At 60.2% G+C, this 22,603-nt stretch carries 20 protein-coding genes; 6 read left to right on the plus strand and 14 right to left on the minus strand.

Features of this window, described 5'->3' with window-relative positions:
* Positions 1-95 precede the first annotated feature (95 nt).
* From LOY43_RS20905 to LOY43_RS20935, 7 genes are all read right to left on the minus strand, one after another.
* On the minus strand, positions 96-950 hold the full coding sequence (locus tag LOY43_RS20905) for an alpha/beta hydrolase (RefSeq protein ID WP_095051072.1): 855 nt from the start codon (positions 948-950) through the stop codon (positions 96-98).
* Positions 947-1,753, minus strand: a complete 807-nt coding sequence (locus LOY43_RS20910; RefSeq protein WP_095051071.1) for an alpha/beta fold hydrolase — start codon at positions 1,751-1,753, stop codon at positions 947-949. Before LOY43_RS20910 ends, LOY43_RS20905 begins: the two co-directional genes overlap by 4 nt.
* A 291-nt stretch (positions 1,754-2,044) precedes the next feature.
* Positions 2,045-2,488, minus strand: coding sequence for a hotdog fold thioesterase (locus tag LOY43_RS20915; RefSeq protein WP_095051070.1), 444 nt, complete (start codon positions 2,486-2,488; stop codon positions 2,045-2,047).
* Positions 2,489-2,519: 31 nt separating this feature from the next.
* On the minus strand, positions 2,520-4,175 hold the full coding sequence (locus LOY43_RS20920) for an AMP-binding protein (protein ID WP_258708674.1): 1,656 nt from the start codon (positions 4,173-4,175) through the stop codon (positions 2,520-2,522).
* A 209-nt stretch (positions 4,176-4,384) separates the two neighbouring features.
* Positions 4,385-4,837: a phosphohistidine phosphatase SixA gene (gene sixA, locus LOY43_RS20925; RefSeq protein WP_095051068.1), complete on the minus strand. Its 453-nt coding sequence runs from the start codon at positions 4,835-4,837 to the stop codon at positions 4,385-4,387.
* Positions 4,834-5,181 carry a DUF4389 domain-containing protein gene (locus tag LOY43_RS20930; RefSeq protein ID WP_008087808.1) on the minus strand — a complete coding sequence of 116 codons (348 nt, stop codon included), beginning with the start codon at positions 5,179-5,181 and terminating at the stop codon, positions 4,834-4,836. The genes sixA and LOY43_RS20930 overlap by 4 nt, the downstream gene beginning before the upstream one ends.
* A gap of 21 nt (positions 5,182-5,202) precedes the next feature.
* A complete protein-coding gene (locus tag LOY43_RS20935; protein ID WP_258708675.1) occupies positions 5,203-6,228 on the minus strand; it encodes an NAD(P)H-dependent glycerol-3-phosphate dehydrogenase in 1,026 nt (341 codons plus the stop codon).
* Between the two features lie 196 nt (positions 6,229-6,424).
* On the opposite strand from LOY43_RS20935, the gene LOY43_RS20940 reads away from it, so the two are divergent.
* From LOY43_RS20940 to LOY43_RS20965, 6 genes are all read left to right on the plus strand, one after another.
* Positions 6,425-8,548 (plus strand): TonB-dependent siderophore receptor, encoded by a 2,124-nt coding sequence (locus LOY43_RS20940; protein ID WP_220556847.1) that lies wholly within the window; start codon positions 6,425-6,427, stop codon positions 8,546-8,548.
* Between the two features lies 1 nt (position 8,549).
* On the plus strand, positions 8,550-9,482 hold the full coding sequence (locus LOY43_RS20945; RefSeq protein WP_258708676.1) for an ABC transporter substrate-binding protein: 933 nt from the start codon (positions 8,550-8,552) through the stop codon (positions 9,480-9,482).
* On the plus strand, positions 9,479-11,383 hold the full coding sequence (locus LOY43_RS20950; RefSeq protein ID WP_095125218.1) for an ATP-binding protein: 1,905 nt from the start codon (positions 9,479-9,481) through the stop codon (positions 11,381-11,383). Before LOY43_RS20945 ends, LOY43_RS20950 begins: the two co-directional genes overlap by 4 nt.
* A 247-nt stretch (positions 11,384-11,630) precedes the next feature.
* On the plus strand, positions 11,631-12,146 hold the full coding sequence (gene fabA, locus LOY43_RS20955; RefSeq protein ID WP_003227150.1) for a 3-hydroxyacyl-[acyl-carrier-protein] dehydratase FabA: 516 nt from the start codon (positions 11,631-11,633) through the stop codon (positions 12,144-12,146).
* A gap of 11 nt (positions 12,147-12,157) precedes the next feature.
* Positions 12,158-13,378, plus strand: coding sequence for a beta-ketoacyl-ACP synthase I (fabB, locus tag LOY43_RS20960; protein ID WP_007968959.1), 1,221 nt, complete (start codon positions 12,158-12,160; stop codon positions 13,376-13,378).
* Positions 13,379-13,769: 391 nt separating this feature from the next.
* A complete protein-coding gene (locus LOY43_RS20965) occupies positions 13,770-13,958 on the plus strand; it encodes a hypothetical protein (protein ID WP_077574113.1) in 189 nt (62 codons plus the stop codon).
* A 70-nt stretch (positions 13,959-14,028) separates the two neighbouring features.
* Here the strand turns inward: LOY43_RS20965 and LOY43_RS20970 are convergent, their stop codons facing one another.
* The 7 genes from LOY43_RS20970 to LOY43_RS21000 all read right to left on the minus strand — a co-directional run bounded on the left by LOY43_RS20970 (position 14,029) and on the right by LOY43_RS21000 (position 22,589).
* Positions 14,029-14,571 carry a DUF2058 domain-containing protein gene (locus LOY43_RS20970; RefSeq protein WP_016987455.1) on the minus strand — a complete coding sequence of 181 codons (543 nt, stop codon included), beginning with the start codon at positions 14,569-14,571 and terminating at the stop codon, positions 14,029-14,031.
* Positions 14,572-14,596: 25 nt separating this feature from the next.
* Positions 14,597-15,430, minus strand: coding sequence for a nucleoside triphosphate pyrophosphohydrolase (gene mazG / locus LOY43_RS20975; protein ID WP_258708677.1), 834 nt, complete (start codon positions 15,428-15,430; stop codon positions 14,597-14,599).
* Positions 15,431-15,578: 148 nt separating this feature from the next.
* Positions 15,579-17,822 carry a GTP diphosphokinase gene (gene relA, locus LOY43_RS20980; RefSeq protein WP_077574114.1) on the minus strand — a complete coding sequence of 748 codons (2,244 nt, stop codon included), beginning with the start codon at positions 17,820-17,822 and terminating at the stop codon, positions 15,579-15,581.
* 101 nt (positions 17,823-17,923) lie between these two features.
* Positions 17,924-19,300, minus strand: a complete 1,377-nt coding sequence (rlmD, locus tag LOY43_RS20985; RefSeq protein ID WP_095051064.1) for a 23S rRNA (uracil(1939)-C(5))-methyltransferase RlmD — start codon at positions 19,298-19,300, stop codon at positions 17,924-17,926.
* Positions 19,300-20,202 carry a cysteine synthase CysM gene (gene cysM, locus LOY43_RS20990; protein ID WP_026000780.1) on the minus strand — a complete coding sequence of 301 codons (903 nt, stop codon included), beginning with the start codon at positions 20,200-20,202 and terminating at the stop codon, positions 19,300-19,302. Before cysM ends, rlmD begins: the two co-directional genes overlap by 1 nt.
* 253 nt (positions 20,203-20,455) lie before the next feature.
* Positions 20,456-21,880, minus strand: a complete 1,425-nt coding sequence (locus LOY43_RS20995) for a sensor histidine kinase (RefSeq protein ID WP_258708678.1) — start codon at positions 21,878-21,880, stop codon at positions 20,456-20,458.
* Positions 21,867-22,589: a response regulator transcription factor gene (locus LOY43_RS21000; protein WP_220556851.1), complete on the minus strand. Its 723-nt coding sequence runs from the start codon at positions 22,587-22,589 to the stop codon at positions 21,867-21,869. Before LOY43_RS21000 ends, LOY43_RS20995 begins: the two co-directional genes overlap by 14 nt.
* Positions 22,590-22,603: the final 14 nt, after the last annotated feature.

Genomic DNA, 22,603 nt, shown 5'->3' on the forward strand with positions numbered 1-22,603 from the left:
CATGACTGGGTAATTCGAGGTCGCAGCGGTATAGAAATCCATCGTAGTTGTCTCCCATTTCAACCCGCCCAGCCTCGACAGTTGCCCGCAGCAAGTCAAGGAATGGCGAAGAACCGATTGAAACAGTCTGCGACAAGGATCGCCCCGGCCTCATCGTTCAGGTGCAAATGGTGCCCGCCCGCCAACTGTTCCCGGCTAAAGGGTAGACGCTCCAGCAGCTCCGGATGTTTGGCCAGCATGCCGTCAGCCGCGACCACTAGCTGCGCCGGACAACTGACCCGCAGCGCGAAAGCCATTGCCTGTTCCTGGGTCAGACGCAGCGGCGATGGCAGGGTCAGGCGATTGTCGGTGCGCCAGGTGTAACCGCCGGGCACCGGCATCAAACCGCGCTGGGCCAACAATTCAGCCGCCTCACGGCTGACCGCCACCAGACCTTTCATGCGCGCTTCGATGGCACGGTCGAGGGTGCTGTAAACCGGTTTGCGCTTCTCGCGCAGATCCAGTTGCGCTTGCAGGGCCATGCCCATGCGCTCGGCGGCGTTTTCGCCTTTGTCTGTAGGAGGAATGACGCCGTCGATCAGCGCCAGATGGCTGATGCGTTCCGGCAGCGACCCCGCCAGCACCATGGAAACGATGGCACCCATCGAATGCCCAAGCAGGCCGAAACGCTTCCACCCCAGTTGTTCGGCGACTTGCAGCACGTCATGGGCGTAATCCCACAGCGCATAGCCGGCGCCGTTCGGCCGATGCCCGGAATGACCGTGCCCGGCCATGTCCAACGCAATGATGCGCAAGCCTTTGAGTTTGGGCGCCAATCGGGCAAAGCTGTTGGCATTGTCGAGCCAGCCATGCAGTGCAATCACCGGCAGACCGTCCTCGGGGCCGAACAAATGCGCGGCCAGCTCGATATGCGGCAGGCTCAGGCGCACTTCTTCGAAAGTCGGGCTCATGCGCAATCCTTGTCCTGACGGTTTTCCCAGCGAGTAAACAGATTCTTCAATAGTCGTGCGGTGTCCTGTGGCCGCTCAAGCGGGAACATGTGGCCGCCAGGCATGCTCAGCGCCTCGCCCTGGGCCAGACGCGAAACGAAACGGGTGTGATGACGCATGACCACGCGACTCTTGTGCCCGCGCACCACCGCCAGCGGTACCTGTAATTGGCGGGTACGACCAGGGCTGGTATGCGGCACGCCACGATAGATGCTGATTTCGGTCGCCGGATCGAAGCGCAGGCGCAGCTTGTCGCCGACCTGGTGCAAACCATGTTGCAGGTAGGCATCGAAGCATTCCGGATCGAAACCACGGAACAGTGTCTTGCCAGCAAAATAGCTGCGCGCACTGTCGAGGTCGGCGAACTCTTCCCGCCGGCCCAGGGTGCGGCCGGCCGGGGTCAGTCTGTCGATGAAGCCAAAGCGCTTGGCCGCGCGAATCACCCATTGATCAGTGCGGGTCAGCACCGGCGAATCGAGCATCACCACGCCGCGATACAGCTCAGGGCAACGCAGCGCCGCGTGCAAATGCAGTACGCCGCCGAACGAATGGCCGACGCCCCACACCGGCTGATCCTGCTGCTGCAAATGGTGGATCAACTCGTCGACGAGGTTGTACCAATTGTCATCCGCCGGGAAACGCGGGTCATGGGCATGCTGCTCCAGATGCGCAACCCGGTACTCGGGCGCCAGCGCCGCGAACAATTTGCCATAGGTGCCCGAAGGGAAGCCGTTGGCGTGGGCGAAAAAGATCGGTTGCGACATGCTGGCAAATCCATGAGCGAGAAACGTGGCGTTGATTGTCCGTAAGACCGCGCCTTACAGCAATGACCGTAACTGCCAGGAATGATGACAGTCCGGTCAGCGTGATGGTGTGTCAGGGAGATCGCTTCCCCCTCACCCCAGCCCTCCCGAAACGTCGGACCGCCCCCAAGGGGGCGAGGGGGAAAGGGAGCCGATCTGCATGCTTTTCCGAATCTGTATTCGACTCGGTATCTCAGGTCGATGTACTTCGAATAAACCACTCGGTCAGTCCCCTCTCCCTCTGGGAGAGGGTTAGGGTGAGGGTGGCTGCTCACCCAGCGGTACCACCGCCATGGTCAACCGCGACACACAACTGGCCTTGCCTTCATCGCTGGTCAAACGGATATCCCACACATGAGTCGTGCGACCGATGTGAATCGGCTTAGCCACCGCCGTCACCCGCCCACTGCGCAAGCCGCGCAGATGGTTGGCGTTGATCTCAAGTCCCACGCAGTAAAACTTGCTGGCATCGATGCACAGATAGCTGGCCATCGAACCGACGGTTTCCGCCAGTACCACCGAGGCGCCGCCGTGCAACAAACCGTAGGGCTGATGGGTACGATGGTCGATGACCATGCTCGCGGTCAGCGATTCTTCGTCGAACGCTTCGAAGCGGATGTCCAGCACTTCGCCGATGGTGTTCTTCTGGATTGCGTTCAACTGCTCGATGTTCGGAGTGGTACGCCACAAGCTCATCGCAGACTTCCTTTATTGTTTTAGTGGTCGCTCAATCCTGCCACAGCACCGCCTCGCTGCGCTCGCTCCATTCTTCGAAACGCGCGCCATAGGTGTCTTCGATGACGTTGCGCTTGATCTTCAGGGTTGGCGTGAGGAAGCCGTTTTCCACCGCCCAACTGTCCTTGACCACCACCAACCGGCGCAGGCGTTCATGCTTGTCGAGTACGGCGTTGACCTCCTCCAAGAGTTTTTCCAGGCTCGAGTGCAGGCTCGCCCGGCCCTCTTCCTGATTGACCGTGGACAGCACACACAAACCCAGCGGCGCACTCAGGCCATCACCGACCACACACACCTGTTCGATCCGCGAATGCACGGCCAAGCGATTTTCGATCGGTGCCGGGGCAACATATTTGCCCTTGCTGGTCTTGAAGATCTCCTTGAGTCGGCCAGTCAGGCGCAGGCGCCCTTCAGCATCCTGTTCGCCCTTGTCACCGGTGCGCAGAAAGCCGTCCTCGGTCAACGTTTCGGCGGTTTTCTGCGGTTCCTTGAAATAGCCGAGCATGTTCGCCTGACTGCTCACCTGCACCTCGCCCGACTCATCGATGCGTACTTCGACATCCGGACACGGCTTGCCGATCCAACCCTGCTTGTATTGCCCCGGCAGACAGATGTGCGAGTAGCCGCAACTCTCGGTCATACCGTAGACCTCCAGCACATCCAGGCCAAGTTTCTGATACCAGGCGAGCAAGGTCTGCGGCACCGGCGCGGCGCCGGATAACGCCACGCGCAAAGCATCCAGCCCCAGGCCTGCCAGTACCTTGTGACCAACGCGCTTGCCAATGAATGGCAGGCCGAGAAGAAAATCCAGACGTTTCGCCGGGATCTTGCTGTACACGCCCATCTGGAATTTGGTCCAGATGCGCGGCACACCGAACATCGCGGTCGGCCGTGCTCGCTGCAGGTCAGTGATGAAGGTCTCAAGGCTCTCGGCGAAGAAAACCGTCTGCCCGGTGTAGATCGACGCCAGTTCCACGAACATGCGCTCGGCGACGTGGCACAGCGGCAAGTACGAGAGCAATCGATCGTTCTCGTTAAGCCCGAACAGTTGCGTGCCGCGGGTGGTGGCGAAACCGAGATTGGCAAAACTGTGCATCACGCCTTTGGGCAGGCCGGTGGTGCCGGAGGTGTAAATGATCGTCGCCAATTGCTCGGCCGCCGGACGTGGATCGTCCTGAATTGGCGAGCTGCGCTGCAAGTCCGCCCAACTGAAATCGAAATCCCCGGGCGGGTGCAGTGGCAGACTAATGGTCGGCAGATCCGCCGGCACGCCTTTGCACATGCCCGGCCAGTCGTCGAGCTTGCCGATGAAGGCCAGCGCGCTTTCCGAATGATTGAGCACTTGCGCAACGGAGTCGGCAGTGAGGTTGGGATACAACGGAACCGAGACGTGCCCGGCCATCCAGATCGCCAGGTCGGCGATGATCCAGTGCGCGCAGTTTTTCGAGATCAGGGCGATATGGCTGCCCTGCGGCAACTCCCGCGCACGCAACCAATGTGCGGCGCAGCGGGCCTGATGGCCGACATCCGCCCAGCTCAGCGTCTCGACCTGGCTGCCGCCAATGGGCTGCACGAGGAAGCGCTGGCGCGGGTACCGGGCTTCACGTTCGTAGAACACGTCCAGCGGCAAACGGAAGGCGGCAGACATGCGACTCGCTCCTGTTTTTTGGGTCTGGAGCAAGCGTAGTCAACCAAGCAAGTGCTTGGTTGGAAAATTCACACAAATAATTTCATGGTGTACGCAGTACCTGTAGGCCTTCGCCTGCTCGCGATAGCGGGTTGTCAGTCGACATAAATAGCGACTGATATACCGCTATCGCGAGCAGGCGAAGGCCTACAGGGTCGGTGTTTACAACTTCAGGGATGTTTGAGGCTGTTGAGGTTCATCGAGCCGATCAGCAGTTCAGGGCTTTCCAGCTCAGCCAACCCGGCAGTACTGACCTTCTCCGGCGGATACCCGGCGCCATGTTGCAGATAACTCAGCAGATTGCCCACCAGCGGGTTGTGACTGACCAGCAGGACGTTGCTCACCGACACCAGTTGATCGGTGACCTTGTCCGGATCAACCTCCGGCGTCAGCCACTCGACCGTGCGAATCTCCGGCTCAAAACCCAGCGCCTCACGAACTATCTGCGCAGTCTGTTGCGCGCGCAGATAAGGGCTGGCGTAGATCGCCGTCAGCGGTTGGCCGATCAAATGGGCCGCGCTGTTCAAGACTTCTTTACGGCCGTGATCGGTCAGTTCCCGTTCGGAGTCGGGGCACGAGCCGTAAGGCACGGCTTCACCGTGACGTAATACCCAGAGTTTCATAGCTTGGGTTCCTCATCTCGAACCGGATGCGGTGCCGGTGCGACGGCGTGCGGCGCTTCACCTTCCGGAGTACGCGGGGTTGGCCAGTCGGCGAACGGCCACGGTTTCTGGTCGCTGTGGAAACTGCCGAAACGGCCGATCTGCGCCAGAAACTGGCTCAGGCTGTCGCCGAAATTCATCAGGCTGGCGCTCGGGGCGCCATAGATCAAACGATAGATCAGTTGCACCAGCACCACCGCGCCGAGGATGAACTGCGCCACTTGCCAGACCAGCACGTAGACGATCATCCACAACACGCGCAGAAGGATGGATTCGTACTTGGCTTCGGTTTTCGGATCGTTCATGGCTTGCTACTCCCGGCTCACTCAGTTGAAACCACTGGTGGAAATAAAGTCGACGTCGGTTTTCGGCTCGGCCCGCATCAGTAGACCGATCACCTGCTCCAGCGTGCGTCCTTCAAAGAGGATCGCATGCAGCCCGGCGACCAGTGGCATGTACACGTCGACTTCCTGAGACTTGGCCTTGAGCACCTTCAAGGTGTTGACCCCTTCAGCGACTTCACCGAGACGTGACACCGCTTCGTCGAGACTCAAGCCCTGACCCAGCGCAAAACCGACTTGATAGTTGCGACTCTTCGGCGACGAACAGGTCACGATCAGATCGCCGACACCGGCCAGACCGAGGAAGGTCATGGGGTTAGCGCCCTGATTCACCGCAAAACGGGTCATTTCCGCCAGTGCCCGGGTGATCAGCATGCTCTTGGTGTTCTCGCCCATCTCCAGCGCCACCGCCATGCCGGCGATGATCGCGTAAACGTTTTTCAACGCTCCGCCCAACTCGACACCGAAACGGTCAGCACTGGCGTAAACGCGGAAGGTACGACCGTGCAGCGCGGCTTGCACGGCTTTACACAGTTCTTCATCTTCGCTGGCGACCACGGTGGCGGTCAGTGCGTGTTCGGCAATCTCGCGCGCCAGGTTCGGCCCGGACAACACGCCGATGCGCGCCTGCGGGGCGATCTCTTCGAGAATCTGGCTCATCAGTTTGAAGGTCTGGGCTTCGATGCCCTTGGTCAGGCTGACCAGCATCTTGCCGCTCAACCGCTCGGCGTGGGCGGCAAGCACCGTGCGCAACGCGCTGGACGGCAGCGCGACAAAGCACAAATCGCAGGCGTCGAGGGTTTCCTGCAGGTCGGTGACGGCAGTCACCCCCGGCAGAATCTTGATGCCTTTGAGGTAACGCGGGTTTTCGCGATTGACCCGGATGGCCTCGGCCTGCTCGGGGTCACGCATCCACTGCCGGACTTGATGGCCGTTCTCGGCCAAAAGATTGGCCACGGCGGTACCAAAACTTCCGCCTCCCAGGACCGCAATCGGGCGCTGTTCAGTCATATGCAATCCGTTAATCCATACCAGTGGCGATGCCGGCATTATACGGGGCGGCCAACGCGCGGCCAGCCCCAGCAACAATTACCGACACTTGTAGGAAGAAGACCAATAAAACCTAGGAAAATGCCTGCAACGTGACTGGAAAAGTCACTGCCCTCGGTTAACATGCGCGCCAATTCTTCGCTATCAAGGTTGTGTCGTGTCTTTTGGCTCTGCGTCCCCGCGTTCGTCCGTCTTACTGGCGCTGCTGTTCAGCCCGCTAGTGCTGGCCGACGACCTGTTCATGGACAACGAAGCACTGCCACAGGTGCTGACTGCCACGCGCCTGAAACAAACCCCGGCGGAAGTGCCAGGGAGCATGACCGTAATTGACAACGAACTGATCCACGCCAGCGGCGCCCGCGATGTCAGCGAACTGCTGCGCCTGGTGCCGGGGATGATGGTCGGCAACATCAGCGGCAATCAGGCGGCGGTCAATTACCACGGCACCAACGCCAGCGAAGCACGGCGCATGCAAGTGCTGATCGACGGCCGCTCGGTGTACCGCGCCGGTTTGTCCACGGTGGACTGGAGCGATATTCCGGTGGCCATGGAAGACATCGAGCGCATCGAAGTTTTTCGCGGCCCCAACACTGTCAGCTATGGCGCCAACGCGCTGATGGCGGTGGTCAATATCATCACGCGAAACCCGGCGGACAGCCACGGTACACGGCTGAAGTACACCCGTGGTCAGCGCGGCATCAACGATTTCTACGCCAGCCAGGGCACCGGCTGGAATGGCGGCGATCTGCGCCTGTCGCTGTCCGGGCAAGAAGACGACGGCTTCGACAGCGATCGCAGCGGCGCCGATTATCGTGACAGTCGCCGCTTGAACCGTTTCAGTCTCGCGGTCAGCCACACCCTCAGCGATAACCAAAGCCTCGACTGGCAGGTCAATGCAAAGGACGGCAGCAACCAGCGGCCCTACACCTATCGTCCGGTGTTCTCAGGGATTACCGCCGCCGGGAACAATTCCGACGTAGTCGCCAAAGATTACGCCGGCTCGGTGCGCTGGAACCTCGATATCAACCCGGAGCACAGCCTTTATATACAAGGCTCGGCGCAACACTGGGATCGCCAGCAAACCTGGCGCGCCTGTGATGCCGAGGTGTCATTCAGCCCCGAGCTGACGCAACTGTGGCAGCTCAATCCGAATTACACCGAACGTCTGGCGCGCAACATCACCCGCTTCACCGGCCCCGGCGCGGCGCCCGGCACTCCGCAAGAAATGGCCCTAGCCAATCAGGTGCTCGAGCAATGGCGTAACGGCGCCAGCCGCACCCTGTGCGGCGACATCGACCAGAGCGCGCGGGAATCGCGTTACGACCTCGAATTGCAGGACACCCTCAGCCTGTCCGACAGCCTGCGTCTGGTCAGCGGTATGAACTATCGTTACGACCGCGCCGACTCCGAAACCTACTTCAACGGCACACTGGACGACACCACGTGGCGCGCGTTCGGCCAACTGGAATGGCGCGCCACGGAGCACTGGCTGTTGCAGGGCGGTGCGATGTTCGAAAACACGCAACTGATCGGCAGTTCGCTGACCCCGCGATTTGCCGTCAATTACCTGATCAACCCGCGCCACGGCCTGCGCGCGGTTTACTCGGAAGCGATCCGCTCGCCGGACATGTTCGAGAACAACGTCAACTGGAGCTATCAGGTCAGCAACCTGCGGCCTTCGGCTTACGGCCAGTCGTCGGCGCGTTACTTCGTCAAGACACGCGGCCCGGGCGATCTCGATCAGGAGCACATGCGCTCACGGGAGCTGGGCTACAACGGCTATTTCGCCGAGCTGGGTCTGGCCCTGGATGTGAAGCTGTTCTACGACGAGATCACCGGAATGATCAGTGAGCCGCTGCGTAACAACCAATACATCGCCAGCAACGCTAACAGCTCGCGGTTTCGTGGCGCCGAAACCCAGCTCGACTGGCGCGTGAGCCTGGCCGACCGCTTGCGGTTCACCTACGCCTTCGTCGATGCCGAAGCGAGCAATCCGCTGGATCAACAATTCACCTCACGCAATAGCGGTTCGGCCGGTTGGCTGCGCGATTGGGGCCATGGCTGGAACAGCGCCCTCTTCTATTACGGCGACAACGCGCTCAATGGCTACCGTTTCGAGCGGGTCGACACACGCATCGCCAAACGCATCCCGCTGGGCAAAGCCCAGCTGCAACTGGCCGGCGTGCTGCAACAGCGCCTCGACCATGAGCCGACCACCTTCGTCGACAATAATTACGACGAGCGTCGGGTGATGTATTTCAGCGCTGAGCTGGAGTTCTAGGATGCGCTACGGGCCGTCACGGAAGCTGCCAACCCTTGGCCACTGGCTGGCCGGGGTTTGCCTGTTTCTGACCGCATGGCTGCATGGCATGGCGGTGCAAGCCGCCGATATTCTGTTGACCGGTGCCGAGGAAAGTCCTGGCGTGCAAGCATTCGTCCAGGCACTCAGCGAATTGCGTCCGACTGACAACGTGCGTTTCCAGCCGTTGGCCAGTCTGCCGGCACCGGGAAAACTGCCTGCCAGTCTGCGCCTGATTCTGCTCGACCTGCCGAGCCTCGACTGGCGCCTGCAAGACCCCCAAGGCCCGGCAACGCTGGTGCTGCGCATCAGTCGTCTGCAAGCGCGCCAGCGCCTCGGCAGCGCGCAACCGGCGCACCTGAGTTTGCTGTGGAGTGATCCACCGCTGAGCCGCCAGTTGCAGTTGATCCGACGCATTCTGCCCCAGGCCCAGCGGATCGGCGTGCTGTTCGATCAACACAGCGAATTCCTCCTCAAGGAACTCAATCTCGCCGCCGAACCACTGAACCTGCAAATCGTCAGCCAGCGCTGGGACAACATCCACGACAGCCGCCCGCTGCAAACCGTGCTGAAGAACAGCGATGTGTTACTCGGCCTCGACGACCCCGATCTGTACAACCCGAAAACCGCGAAAAACCTGCTGCTCAGCAGCTATTCACGGCAAGTCGCGCTGGTCGGTCCCAACGTGGCGTTCGTCCGCGCCGGCAGCCTGGCGAGTACCTACAGCGATCAGAACGACTGGCTGGCCGTGCTCGATCATTTGCTCGACCAATCGCCGGCCAGTTGGCCGCGAACGCTTTACCCCGCACGTTTTAAAGTCTCAAGTAATGCGCAGGTCGCTCGTTCCCTAGGGATCGAGCCGCTAAATGAAGCGTCTGTCGCCCAAGCGCTGGCTGAAGGAGAACGCCGCCCATGAGTTTTCGTCGCCGTTGGGACATCAACACCCGCACCCAGCTGATCAGTCTGGGCCCGGCGCTGTTGTTGACCCTGTTGTTGATCAGCTTCTTTACCTTTGTGCGCATTCAGGATTTGCGCCAGGAGCTGAACCACACCGGCCAACTGATCGCCAACCAACTGGCACCCGCCACTGAATACGGGGTGATTTCCGGCAATAACGAAGTGCTGGAAAGCCTGCTCAAAGCGACACTGGCCACGCCCAACGTGCGCTTTCTCGAAATACAGGACAGCGCCAACCGGATTCTGGTGTACGTCGAACAGCCCGCCGCCGCGCACAGCCGCCCGCATCAGGTTGAAGTGTTTCAGGCACCGGTGCGCCTGCAACGCATCGCCCTGCACAATGATTTCTTTCAGGACGGCAAGGTCAGCAACGGCGGGGCCAGCGAGGACTATCTGGGCCGAGTGATCGTCGGCTTATCCAACGATGCCTTCAGCCAGCGCCAGCAGGAGATTCTGTTCAAGGCCGGGATTCTCGCGCTGTTCGCCCTGCTCTTCACTTTTGTATTGGCACGACGCCTGGCCGGCAGCCTGTCGCAGCCGATTCGCGACATCGGCGATGCGGTCAAGGCGATTCAGGACGGAGATTACAAAACGCCGCTACCGATTGTCGATGACACCGAACTGGGCGCGCTGTCGCAGCACATCAATAACCTCGCTCAAGCGCTGGAACAGGCCAGCCGTGAGCAGCATCAAGCCATGGCGCAACTGATTCAGACCCGCGAAGAGGCGGAAAAGGCCAACAACGCCAAGTCGGACTTCCTGGCGATGATGAGCCACGAACTGCGCACGCCCATGAACGGCGTGCTGGGTATGCTGCAACTGCTGGAAACCACCGAGATGACCGAGGAGCAGGTCGAATACGCCGCACTCGCCTCGGAATCCACCGAACACCTGCTGAAAGTCATCAACGATATTCTCGACTTCTCGCGCATCGAACGCTCGGAGCTGGAACTGGAGCACATCCCCTTCAACCTCGCCGAACTGATCAGCGCCTGCGCGCAGTCGTTCCAGCACAGCGCGGTACAGCGAGGGCTGGCGCTGAATCTGCGGATCCCGGACGACATGCGCGGTTTGCAGGTGCAGGGCGATCCGACGCGGATCCGGCAGATTCTGGTCAACCTGGTTGGCAATGCGCTGAAATTCACCGAACAGGGCCGGGTCAGCATCGAGGCGCAGTGGCAATCGCTGGATCACGAATTGCTGTGGTTCACCTGTTCGGTGCGTGACAGCGGCATCGGTATCTCTTCTGAAAGTCTGGAGTTGATGTTCAATGCCTTCCAGCAGGCCGACAGTTCGATTTCACGGCGCTATGGCGGCACCGGTCTCGGTCTGCCGATCGCCCGCACGCTGGCCGAACGCATGGGCGGCACCTTGCGCGCGCAGAGCGAGGAAGGTCGCGGTTCGGTATTCACTCTGGAAATTCCGCTGGCACTCTATAAGCAGGCGCTGCCGCCCCTGGCTGCGCCGCGTGCACTGAACGGAAAAGAGCATGGTGAAGGACGCAATGTCTTGCTGGTCGAAGACAATCCAGTGAACCAGACAGTTATTGAAGCGATGCTGCGCAGTCTGGGCTTTACTGTCAGTGTTGCTACCGATGGCGCACAGGCCGTGCGCAGCGCCGAGGGCAGCGACTTCGAAGTGATTCTGATGGATTGCCGTTTGCCGATCATCGATGGCTATGAGGCCACCCGACAGATCCGTTGCCTACCCGGACGCAGCGAAGTGCCGATCATCGCGCTGACCGCCAACGCCTTGCAGGGCGACCGGGAAACCTGCCTGTCGGCGGGCATGAACGATTATCTGGCGAAGCCGTTCAAACGTAATGATCTGCAGCAGATTCTGCAGCGCTGGGTGTCGTAGTGTGGGCCTTTCGACCATCTGCGACTGGCGTGAAAAGCGAAAGTGCGGCAGTCTTAGGCACCCGAACGAGCCTCAAAAGGGGCTTGAATAAAAATTTCAGTGCACAAGTGTACATTCATGTCCTTGGTGCTGTGACTTTCACCACAACGCAATAGTCTATGAGTAGGCTGCCGGTTCGAGGCATGAACGCTTCGAACGGTCGGGAAGATTTGCCCCACCTGCCGCATGGGATTATTGAGGAGCTCGCATGACCAAACAAAACGCCTTTACTCGGGAAGATCTGCTGCGCTGCAGTCGCGGTGAGCTGTTCGGCCCAGGTAACGCGCAACTGCCCGCCCCGAACATGCTGATGGTCGATCGCATCACCCTGATCAGCGAAGAAGGCGGCAAGTACGGCAAAGGTGAATTGGTCGCCGAGCTGGATATCAACCCTGACCTGTGGTTCTTCGCGTGCCACTTCGAAGGCGATCCGGTGATGCCGGGCTGTCTGGGTCTGGATGCCATGTGGCAACTGGTCGGTTTCTTCCTGGGCTGGCAAGGCCTGCCGGGCCGTGGCCGTGCGCTGGGTTCAGGCGAAGTGAAGTTCTTCGGTCAGGTGCTGCCGACCGCCAAGAAAGTTACTTACAACATTCATATCAAACGCGTCCTCAAGGGCAAGCTGAACCTGGCCATTGCCGATGGTTCGGTGACTGTCGACGGTCGCGAAATCTACACCGCCGAAGGCCTTCGCGTCGGCGTGTTCACCTCCACTGACAACTTCTAAGGGTTATTCGCATGCGCCGCGTCGTTATCACTGGTCTGGGCATCGTTTCGTGCCTGGGCAATGACAAAGAGACCGTCTCCGCTAACCTGCGTGCAAGCCGCCCTGGCATCCGGTTCAACCCGGAATATGCTGAAATGGGTCTGCGTAGCCAGGTTTCCGGCTCCATCGACCTCAACCTTGAAGAACTGATCGATCGCAAGATCTATCGCTTCGTCGGCCACGCAGCCGCGTACGCCTACCTGGCCATGAAAGACGCCATCACTGACTCCGGCCTGACCGAAGAGCAAGTGTCCAACCCGCGTACCGGCCTGATCGCTGGTTCCGGTGGTGCTTCCACGCTGAACCAGATGGAAGCGCTGGACATCCTGCGCGAGAAAGGCGTCAAGCGCGTTGGCCCGTATCGTGTAACGCGGACCATGAGCAGCACCGTTTCCGCTTGCCTGGCCACGCCATTCAAGATCAAAGGCCTGAACTACTCCATCGCATCTGCCTGCGCCACCAGTGCTCACTGCATCGGTACTGCCATGGAACAGATCCAGATGGGCAAACAGGACATCGTTTTCGCCGGTGGCGGTGAAGAAGAGCACTGGAGCCAGTCGTTCCTGTTCGACGCAATGGGCGCTCTGTCCAGCAAGCGTAACGACACCCCAGAACAAGCTTCCCGTGCCTACGACGCCGACCGTGACGGTTTCGTCATCGCTGGCGGTGGCGGCATGGTCGTGGTTGAAGAGCTGGAACACGCTCTGGCCCGTGGCGCGAAAATCTACGCCGAAATCGTTGGCTACGGCGCAACGTCCGACGGCTACGACATGGTTGCCCCAAGTGGCGAAGGCGCGATCCGCTGCATGCAGATGGCGATGTCCACCGTTGATACGCCTATCGACTACCTGAACACCCACGGCACCTCGACTCCGGTCGGCGACGTCGCGGAAATGAAAGGTGTGCGTGAAGTGTTCGGCGACAAGGCACCGGCGATCAGCTCGACCAAGAGCCTGTCCGGTCACTCCCTGGGCGCCGCCGGCGTTCACGAAGCGATCTACTGCATGCTGATGATGGAAGGCAACTTCATTGCCGGCTCCGCCAACATCGACGAGCTGGACCCTGAAGTGGCCGACCTGCCGGTGCTGACCAAGACCCGCGAGAACGCCACCATCAACACTGTGATGAGCAACAGCTTCGGCTTCGGCGGCACCAACGCCACGCTGGTACTGAAGCGCTGGGAAGGCAAGTAATTCCCCCCGCTTGAGCCACACATGAAAACGCCCCGACTGGTTCGGGGCGTTTTTTTTCGTCTGCAGAAAATAGCCGGGACACCGCTGATCCCTGTGGGAGCTGGCTTGCCAGCGATAGCGGAGTGTCAGGCAACGAAGATGCTTGCTGTGCCGACGTCATCGCTGGCAAGCCAGCTCCCACAGGGATCCAGAGCGTTCTGGAGATGAAACTTCTGTCATGAAACTTACCGCCCTGCGACCGAATGTCGCGGATTACGCGGGCTGCAGCACTGTTGCAAAAAACGCAATAACACCTTGCGCAAATCAAGCGTTTACTTAGCAAGCTAACAAATCATATAAAAGAGTCCTGCACACGCCTTGCTGCAGATAACTTGAGATTTGGAGCTAGCAGATGACTGTAAAAGTAACTGAACGCGACGATTCACACATGTCCCACGAAGGCGTAGCCGCCGGTATCCGCATCTGGGACGTGCATCAACAAGACTTGCTGGTCGGCATGTTCCACAACGAGATCGATGCCCACAACTACAAGGCCGAACTCGAAGTGCAAGAGCAACAACGCGAAACCCGTTCCTCCTGATTCAACCACAGCATTGAAAACGACAAACCCCGCCATGAGCGGGGTTTGTCGTTATTACAGCTTTATCGATTTACCACATCAGATCATCAGGGATCTGATACGCCGCGTACGGATCGTCCTCGGTGCTGACCTCTTCGGTCTGCACGTTGAGCTGGACGATGCGCTGTGGATCGCGCTCCTGGATCTTCAGGGCCGCTTCACGCGGGATCACTTCGTAGCCGCCGGCATGGTGCACGATCGCCAGCGAACCGCTGCTGAGCTTGTTGCGCATCAGCGTGTTGACCGAGATGCGCTTGACCTTCTTGTCGTCGACGAAGTTGTAGTAGTCCTCGGTGGTCAGCTTCGGCAGACGCGAGACTTCGATCAGTTGCTTGACCTGTGCTGCACGCGCCTTGGCTTCGGCTTTCTCTTTCTGCTGGCGGTTCAGCTCCTGGTCACGCTTGACCTTCTCAGCCATGGCTTCCTGGGCGGCACGCTGCTGCGAGTCATCCAGTTCGATCTGACCTTTGTGCGCCAGACGTTGCTGCTTCTGCTTGTCCTTGCTGACCTGCTTGGCCTGCTTTTGGTTGACCAGGCCTGCTTTGAGCAACTGGTCGCGAAGGGAAATACTCATGGTGCTTACTCACTTGGGCAGTGGCTCAGCCGCAGCCGGGCAAATTCTTTTCCTGACGTTTGGCTTCACCCCACAGGGCGTCCAACTCTTCGAGGGTGCAATCTTCTATGGGACGGTGGGTGTCGCGCAATGCCTGTTCGATAAATCGGAAACGTCTTTCGAACTTGCCGTTGGCGCCACGCAGCGCAGTTTCCGGGTCGACCTTCAGATGCCGGGCCAGGTTGACCACGGAAAACAGCAGATCGCCGATCTCGTCAGCCACGGCGACGGGATCGTTTTCGGACATGGCTTCGAGGACTTCATCGAGTTCTTCACGCACCTTGTCGAGCACCGGCAAGGCGTCTGGCCAGTCGAAACCGACCTGGCCTGCGCGCTTCTGCAACTTGGCCGAACGCGACAATGCCGGCAACGTCGCCGGCACGTCATCGAGCAGTGACAGTTGCTCGGGCGCGGCAGATTTCTCGGCGCGCTCTTCAGCCTTGATCTCTTCCCAGCGCTGGTTGACCTGTTCTTCACTCAAGCGCGGCACATCCAGCGGTGCGTAGAGATCACCGGTGGGGAACACGTGGGGATGACGACGGATCAGTTTGCGGGTGATGCTGTCGATCACCCCGGCAAATTCGAAACGCCCTTCTTCCCTGGCCAACTGGCTGTAATACACCACTTGGAACAGCAGATCGCCCAGCTCGCCCTGCAAGTGATCGAAGTCGCCGCGCTCGATGGCGTCGGCCACTTCGTAGGCTTCTTCGAGGGTGTGCGGAACGATGGTCGCGTAGGTTTGCTTGATGTCCCACGGGCAACCGTATTGCGGATCGCGCAGACGGTTCATCAGGTGGAGCAGGTCTTCAAGGCTGTACATACAAAATCTCACTCAACCCTTTCTGCGATCTTGATCGTTCCCACGCTCTGCGTGGGAATGCAGCCCGTGACGCTCCGCGTCACTGGACGCAGAGCGTCCCTAGAGGCATTCCCACGCGGAGCGTGGGAACGATCAATCGAAGTCATCTTCAAGGGGTGCGGTTACGCCGCGTTTCGATGATGTTCGGCAACTGCGAAATCCGCCCGAGCAACCGCCCCAGTGCATCCAGTCCCGGGATCTCAATGGTCAGGGACATCAGCGCGGTGTTGTCTTCCTTGTTCGAGCGGGTGTTGACCGCGAGCACGTTGATACGCTCGTTGAGCAATACCTGCGAGACGTCACGCAGCAGACCGGAACGGTCGTAGGCGCGGATGACAATGTCCACCGGGTAGGTGAGCACCGGCACCGGGCCCCAGCTGACCTGGATGATCCGCTCCGGCTCGCGTCCGCCCAGTTGCAGCACCGAGGCGCAGTCCTGACGGTGAATGCTCACGCCACGACCCTGAGTGATGTAACCAACGATCGCATCGCCCGGCAGCGGCTGGCAGCAGCCGGCCATCTGCGTCATCAGGTTGCCGACGCCCTGAATCTGAATATCGCCACGCTTGCCCGGTTTGTAGCCGGTGGCCTTGCGCGGAATCAGTTCTAGCTGCTCGTTGCCGCGTTCCGGTTCGACCAGTTGCTGCGCGAGGTTGACCAGTTGCGCCAGACGCAGGTCGCCGGCACCGAGGGCGGCGAACATGTCTTCGGCGGTTTTCATGTTGGCCTTGTCGGCCAGCTTGTCGAAGTCCACCGCTGGCAGGCCGAGGCGCGTCAGTTCGCGCTCGATCAGGGTTTTACCGGCGGCAACGTTCTGATCGCGCGCCTGCAATTTGAACCAGTGAACGATCTTCGCCCGCGCCCGCGAGGTAGTGACGTAACCGAGATTCGAGTTCAGCCAGTCGCGGCTCGGCGTACCGTGCTTGCTGGTGATGATCTCGACCTGCTCACCGGTCTGCAGGCTGTAGTTGAGCGGCACGATGCGCCCGTTGATCTTCGCGCCACGGCAGTTGTGGCCGATCTCGGTGTGCACGCGATAAGCGAAGTCCAGCGGTGTCGCGCCCTTCGGCAAGTCGATGGCGTGGCCATCGGGGGTGAAGATGTAGACCCGATCCGGCTCGATATCGACGCGCAGTTGTTCGGCCAGACCACCGATATCGCCCAGCTCTTCGTGCCACTCGAGGACCTGTCGCAGCCAGGAGATTTTCTCTTCGTAGTGGTTCGAGCCGGATTTGACGTCGGTGCCCTTGTAGCGCCAGTGCGCGCAGACGCCGAGCTCGGCTTCTTCGTGCATCGAGTGCGTACGGATCTGCACCTCGAGCACTTTACCCTCAGGGCCGATCACCGCCGTGTGCAGCGAGCGGTAGCCGTTCTCTTTCGGGTTGGCGATATAGTCGTCGAATTCTTTCGGGATGTGCCGCCACAAGGTGTGGACGATACCCAGCGCGGTGTAGCAGTCGCGCATTTCCGGGACCAGCACGCGCACCGCACGCACGTCGTAGATCTGGCTGAATTCCAGACCCTTGCGTTGCATTTTGCGCCAGATGGAATAGATGTGTTTGGCCCGGCCGCTGATGTCGGCATCGACGCCGGTGGCTTGCAATTCATCCTTGAGCTGGGTCATCACATCGGCGATGAAACGCTCACGGTCCAGCCGTCGCTCGTGGAGCAACTTGGCAATCTGCTTGTATTGATCCGGCTCGAGATAACGGAAGGACAAGTCCTCCAGTTCCCATTTGATATGACCGATGCCGAGGCGGTGCGCGAGCGGCGCATAAATGTCGAAGACTTCGCGGGCGACGCGGTTACGCTTTTCGTCGTCGGCGGTTTTCACCGCACGAATGGCGCAGGTGCGTTCGGCGAGTTTGATCAGGGCAACGCGAACGTCATCGACCATCGCCACCAGCATCTTGCGCAGGTTTTCCACCTGCCCTTGCGTGCCCATAACCATCGACTGACGCGGGCTGAGGCTGGCACTGATGGCGGCCATGCGCTGCACGCCGTCGATCAGTTTGGCCACCACCGGGCCGAAGCGCTGGCCGACGGCCGCGAGTTCGATCTGGCCTTCACGCACGCCGCGATACAGGACCGCTGCGACCAGCGAATCCTGATCGAGCTTGAGGTCGGCGAGAATCTCGGCGATTTCCAGGCCAGTACTGAAGCTGCCGGAGCCTTCGGCCCACAGATTCTTCCTGGCATTGGATTGTTGTTCGGCCTCGCGAGCGAACTCGCAGGCTTCTTTCAAGGCTTCGCGATCCAGTGCCAGATCGACACTGACCGCGTGATCGAGCCAAGCCTCGAGATTGATACTGCCGTCAGTGTTGATCGGCTGGTGTGCTCTCACCTGTACCATCTTGCTTTACCTTCCCTACGACGCAGATTCAATGCGTCAAATCGCTGATCCTTGTTGCCCGTTTGCGCTCGCGGGGCTAAAGCGAGCGCTGCGCGGACAGATCAGGCGGATTCAGACGAGCCATCCTGGCTCGCTTCAAATAACGCCATGGCCTCGACATGTGCCGTCTGAGGAAACATATCGAGAATCCCGGCACGTTTTAACCGGTAGCCCTGCTTGATCAATTCGACCGTATCGCGCGCCAGAGTTGCAGGGTTGCACGACACATACACCAACCGTTTGGCACCCAGGGTCGCCAGCTTGCGAACTACCTCGAAAGCACCGTCACGCGGTGGGTCCAAGAGTACCGCAGAAAAGCCGTTTCCGATCCACTGGGCATCGGTCAAAGGCTGGGATAAATCGGCTTGAAAAAACTTTGTGTTATGCAAATTGTTACTAGCGGCGTTGGCTTCAGCGCGATCAACCATGGTCTGCACGCCTTCGACCGCTACCACTTCCCGAACGGTTTTGGCCAGCGGCAAGGCAAAGTTGCCCAGGCCGCAGAACAGATCCAGCACGCGCTCGTCGCTACCGGGTTTCAGCCAGTCCAGCGCTTGCGCAACCATGGCTTCGTTGACGCCGGCGTTGACCTGGATGAAGTCACCCGGGCGGTACGCCAGATCCAGATCCCACTGTTCCAGGCGATAGCCCAGCGCCTGGGTCGCATCGACCGGTTGCGGCTCGCCTTCGCCATGCAGCCATAATTGCGCTTCATGGAACTGGCAGAATTCCTTGAGAATGGTCAGATCCGCTTCCGACAACGGCGCCATGTGCCGCAGCAGCACCGCCAGTGACGAGCCACTGAACAACTCGACATGGCCCAATGCTTGCGGTTTGCTCAAACGACGGAGCATCTCCGGCAAACGGGTCATGATCGGTTGCAAGGGCTGTACCAGCACCGGGCATTCGTTGATCGCGACGATGTCCTGGCTGCCGGCGGCACGGAAACCGACTTCGAGTTTCTTCGCCTTCATGTCCCAGCGCACCGCGATGCGGGCGCGACGGCGATAGCCGAATTCGGGACCGGTCAGCGGCGCTGCCCACGCTTCAGGTTCGACACCGGCGACACGCGACAATTGCTCGGCGAGCATGCGCTGTTTCAGGGCAAGCTGTTCGCTGTGGGGCAAATGCTGGACGCTGCAACCGCCACAACGACCGGCGTGCTGACACGGTGCCGGGCGACGCAGTTCGCTGGCCTTGAACACCCGCTCGGTGCGCGCCTCGACCACTTTGCCGTGGGCGCCGAGCACCCGCGCTTCGACCTCTTCGCCGGCGAGGGCGCCGAGGACGAACCAGGTTTTGCCTTCGAAAAACGCGATACCGCGACCGTCATTGGCCAGGCGCTCGATGCTCAAGCGCTGTTTTTTGCCGGTCGGAATTTGCGCGGCCTTGCTCCCACCCGTGGGCTGGAAGCGCAGGCCTCTCTCGTGCTTGGCCATCAGTTGGGCGCGTCGAAAATGCCGGTCGACAGGTAACGGTCGCCACGGTCGCAGATGATCGCGACGATCACCGCGTTTTCAACTTCTTTGGACAGGCGCAACATCGCTGCCACCGCACCGCCCGAGGACACGCCGCAGAAGATACCTTCTTCGCGGGCCAGACGACGGGTCACGTCCTCGGCCTCGCTTTGCGCCATGTCGACGATACGGTCGACGCGGTCGGCCTGATAAATTTTCGGCAGGTATTCCTGCGGCCAGCGGCGGATGCCGGGAATGGCCGAGCCTTCCATCGGTTGCAGACCGACGATCTGCACGCTGTCGCTCTGCTCTTTCAAGTAGCGCGACACGCCCATGATGGTGCCGGTGGTGCCCATCGAACTGACGAAATGGGTAATGGTGCCCTGGGTCTGACGCCAGATTTCCGGACCTGTGGTGGTGTAGTGCGCCTCAGGATTGTCGCCATTGGCGAACTGATCGAGCACCTTGCCACGGCCTTCGGCTTCCATCCGCTGCGCAAGGTCGCGGGCGCCTTCCATGCCTTCTTCCTGGCTGACCAGAATCAGCTCGGCACCGTACGCGGTCATCGCCGCTTTACGCTCGGCGCTGGAGTTGTCCGGCATGATCAGGATCATCTTGTAACCCTTGATCGCAGCGGCCATGGCCAGCGCGATCCCGGTGTTACCCGAGGTCGCTTCGATCAGCGTATCGCCGGCGTGGATCTGCCCGCGCAACTCGGCGCGGGTGATCATCGACAACGCCGGACGGTCCTTGACCGAACCCGCCGGGTTATTCCCTTCGAGCTTGAGCAATAGGGTGTTGCTGGTAGCACCGGGCAGGCGCTGCAAACGCACCAGCGGCGTGTTGCCGACGCAATCGGCGATGGTTGGGTACTGCAAGGTCATGGCGTATTCGCAATCCAGACGTGCGGGGGCGCCTATCATACCGGCAAACCCGCGCAGGCCATATCACGCAAAGTGCGGTGCTTATGGTTTATGGGAATAAGGGATTGAAAGTCGCACCAGTGGTGCGACTTTTACGGTGGGTCATCTTAATTGGCGGTGATGCGTATGGCCTCTTCGCGAGCAGGATCGCTCCCACAGGGAGTAGTGTCATTCGCAGAATAGTGTCAGCAGTGATGACACTATTAACTGTTGATCACACAATCTGCGGCGAACCGAGTTCCAATGTGGGAGCGAGCCTGCTCGCGAAGGCGTCAGTCGGCGCAACACCGTCATCCGCCAGCAACCGCAAATTCAACCGCAACCCTGCCCCGCTATTTTCCGCCCAAATACTCCCGCCCTGACGCTGCACGGCATTGCGCGCGATGCTCAGCCCCAAGCCAAAACCACCATCACCGGGCCGCGAGCCGTCGAGCCGAGTGAACGGCGAGAAGATCCGTTCCAGATCCCCTTCCGCTACGCCGCCGCCCTGATCTTCCAGCCACAGGTGCCAGTAATCGCCATCGCGCCGTCCATCGAGCCGCACAATCCCGCCCGCAGGCGAATGCCGAATCGCGTTGCGCAAAATGTTCTCCAGCGCCTGCGCCAGGGTATTCAAGTTGCCGCGCACCCAGCACGACGCCTCGACCGAACACTGCAATTGCAGACTCGGCCAGCCGCTTTCATAACAGGCATTGTCGGTGAGCATTTCCCACAGGGCCTGAATCTGGATCGCCTCGTCGGGCAATGGCGAGCGGTCAGTATCGAGCCAGGCCAGTTGCAGGGTGTCTTCGACCAAGCGTTGCATACCGTCGACTTCGCGACCGATACGTTCGCGTAGCTGCACTAAATCTTGCTCGCTTTCGCTGGCGACGCGCAGGCGGCTCAGCGGTGTGCGCAATTCGTGGGACAGATCGCGGAGCAATTGCTGTTGCAGGGCGACGGTGGATTGCAGGCGCTCGGACATGGAGTCGAACGCCCGCGCCAGCTCGCCGAGTTCATCCGGGCGCTGGGTGATACCGCTCGACAGCCGCACATTCAATTGATCGGCACGCCAGGCGTTAGCCTGTTCGCGCAGGTTGTTCAGGGGCACGACCAGCAAGCGGTACAGACCGACACACAGCAATAACGTGAACAGACCTGGAATCACGCCGTTGGTGATGACGCGCCAGAACACCCGGTACTTACCCGGAACAAATCGTTCGGGCAATTCGATCACCAGGCTGCCGGCAGACGGCTCTTTGGGGAAAGGAATACGCAACCACGGGCGGCCTTTCTTGTGGATCGGCCAGTCGAGCCCACGCAAGAAGGTCAGGTGCTGAATTTCCTGATCATTCAGCGGATCATTGCTCAGCGACTGTAAGTTGCCACCGATCACACCGACCCAACTGGCTTCACGCAACTCCATGCTCTGCAACCAGTCATCGACCCCGCTGCGGCCGCCGTGCTGCCAGGCCTGTTCCGCTTGCGCGGCGTAACGCGTCAGGGTGCCGCGCGCTTCGTCGGAGAGGAACTGGTTGCGCTCCTCCATATAACGGCCCCACGACCAGCTCAGCCAGATCATCAGCAGACAAAATGCGACCAGCAGAAACGCCAGTTTCCAGAACAGTGAATGCCGCCCCGGCAGTTCAGAGCGTTTCATCAGCGGCGCTCAACACGTAACCCTTGCCCCAGACGGTGCGCACTTCACGCTCGGTGTAACCGATGGCTTTCAGTTTGCGGCGGATCTGGCTGATATGCATGTCGAGGCTGCGATCGTGGGCCGCGTAGCCGCGCTGCAAAACGTGCTGATAAAGGAAGGCTTTGCTCAGCACTTCCTCTTCGTTGCGATTGAGGGTTTCGAGCAAACGGAATTCGCTGCGGGTCAGCCCGGCGGGTTGTTCGCGGAAAAACACATCGCACTGTTCGTCATCGAATCGCAGCGTACCGACCGCCACTGGCGCCGCCAGCGCTGCCGGGCGCCGATCCAGCGCAACCCGGCGCAGGATCGCTTCGATGCGCACATGCAACTCGGCCATGCTGAACGGCTTGGGTAAATAATCGTCAGCACCGAGACGGAAACCGCTGATGCGATCCGCCTCGGCGCCGAGGGCCGACATCAGCAGTACCGGTGTCGAATGGCTCTGGCGCAATTGCGTCAACACCTGCAAACCGTCCAGGCCCGGCAAGAGAATATCCATCAGCACCACGTCGAACGGCTGGCGCGTGGCGATGTTCAGGCCTTCCTGACCGTTCTGGCACCAGGTCACCTGAAAGCCGCTGCGGCCCAGATGTTCGTGAACATAGGCGCCGAGTACCGGATCGTCTTCGATGGAGAGAATGCGTGGCTGGCCAGCGGAAACAGGAGTCATGAGTATCTGCAAGT

The sequence above is a fragment of the Pseudomonas sp. B21-041 genome (genome assembly GCF_024748675.1).
Lineage (GTDB): Bacteria > Pseudomonadota > Gammaproteobacteria > Pseudomonadales > Pseudomonadaceae > Aquipseudomonas > Aquipseudomonas neuropathica.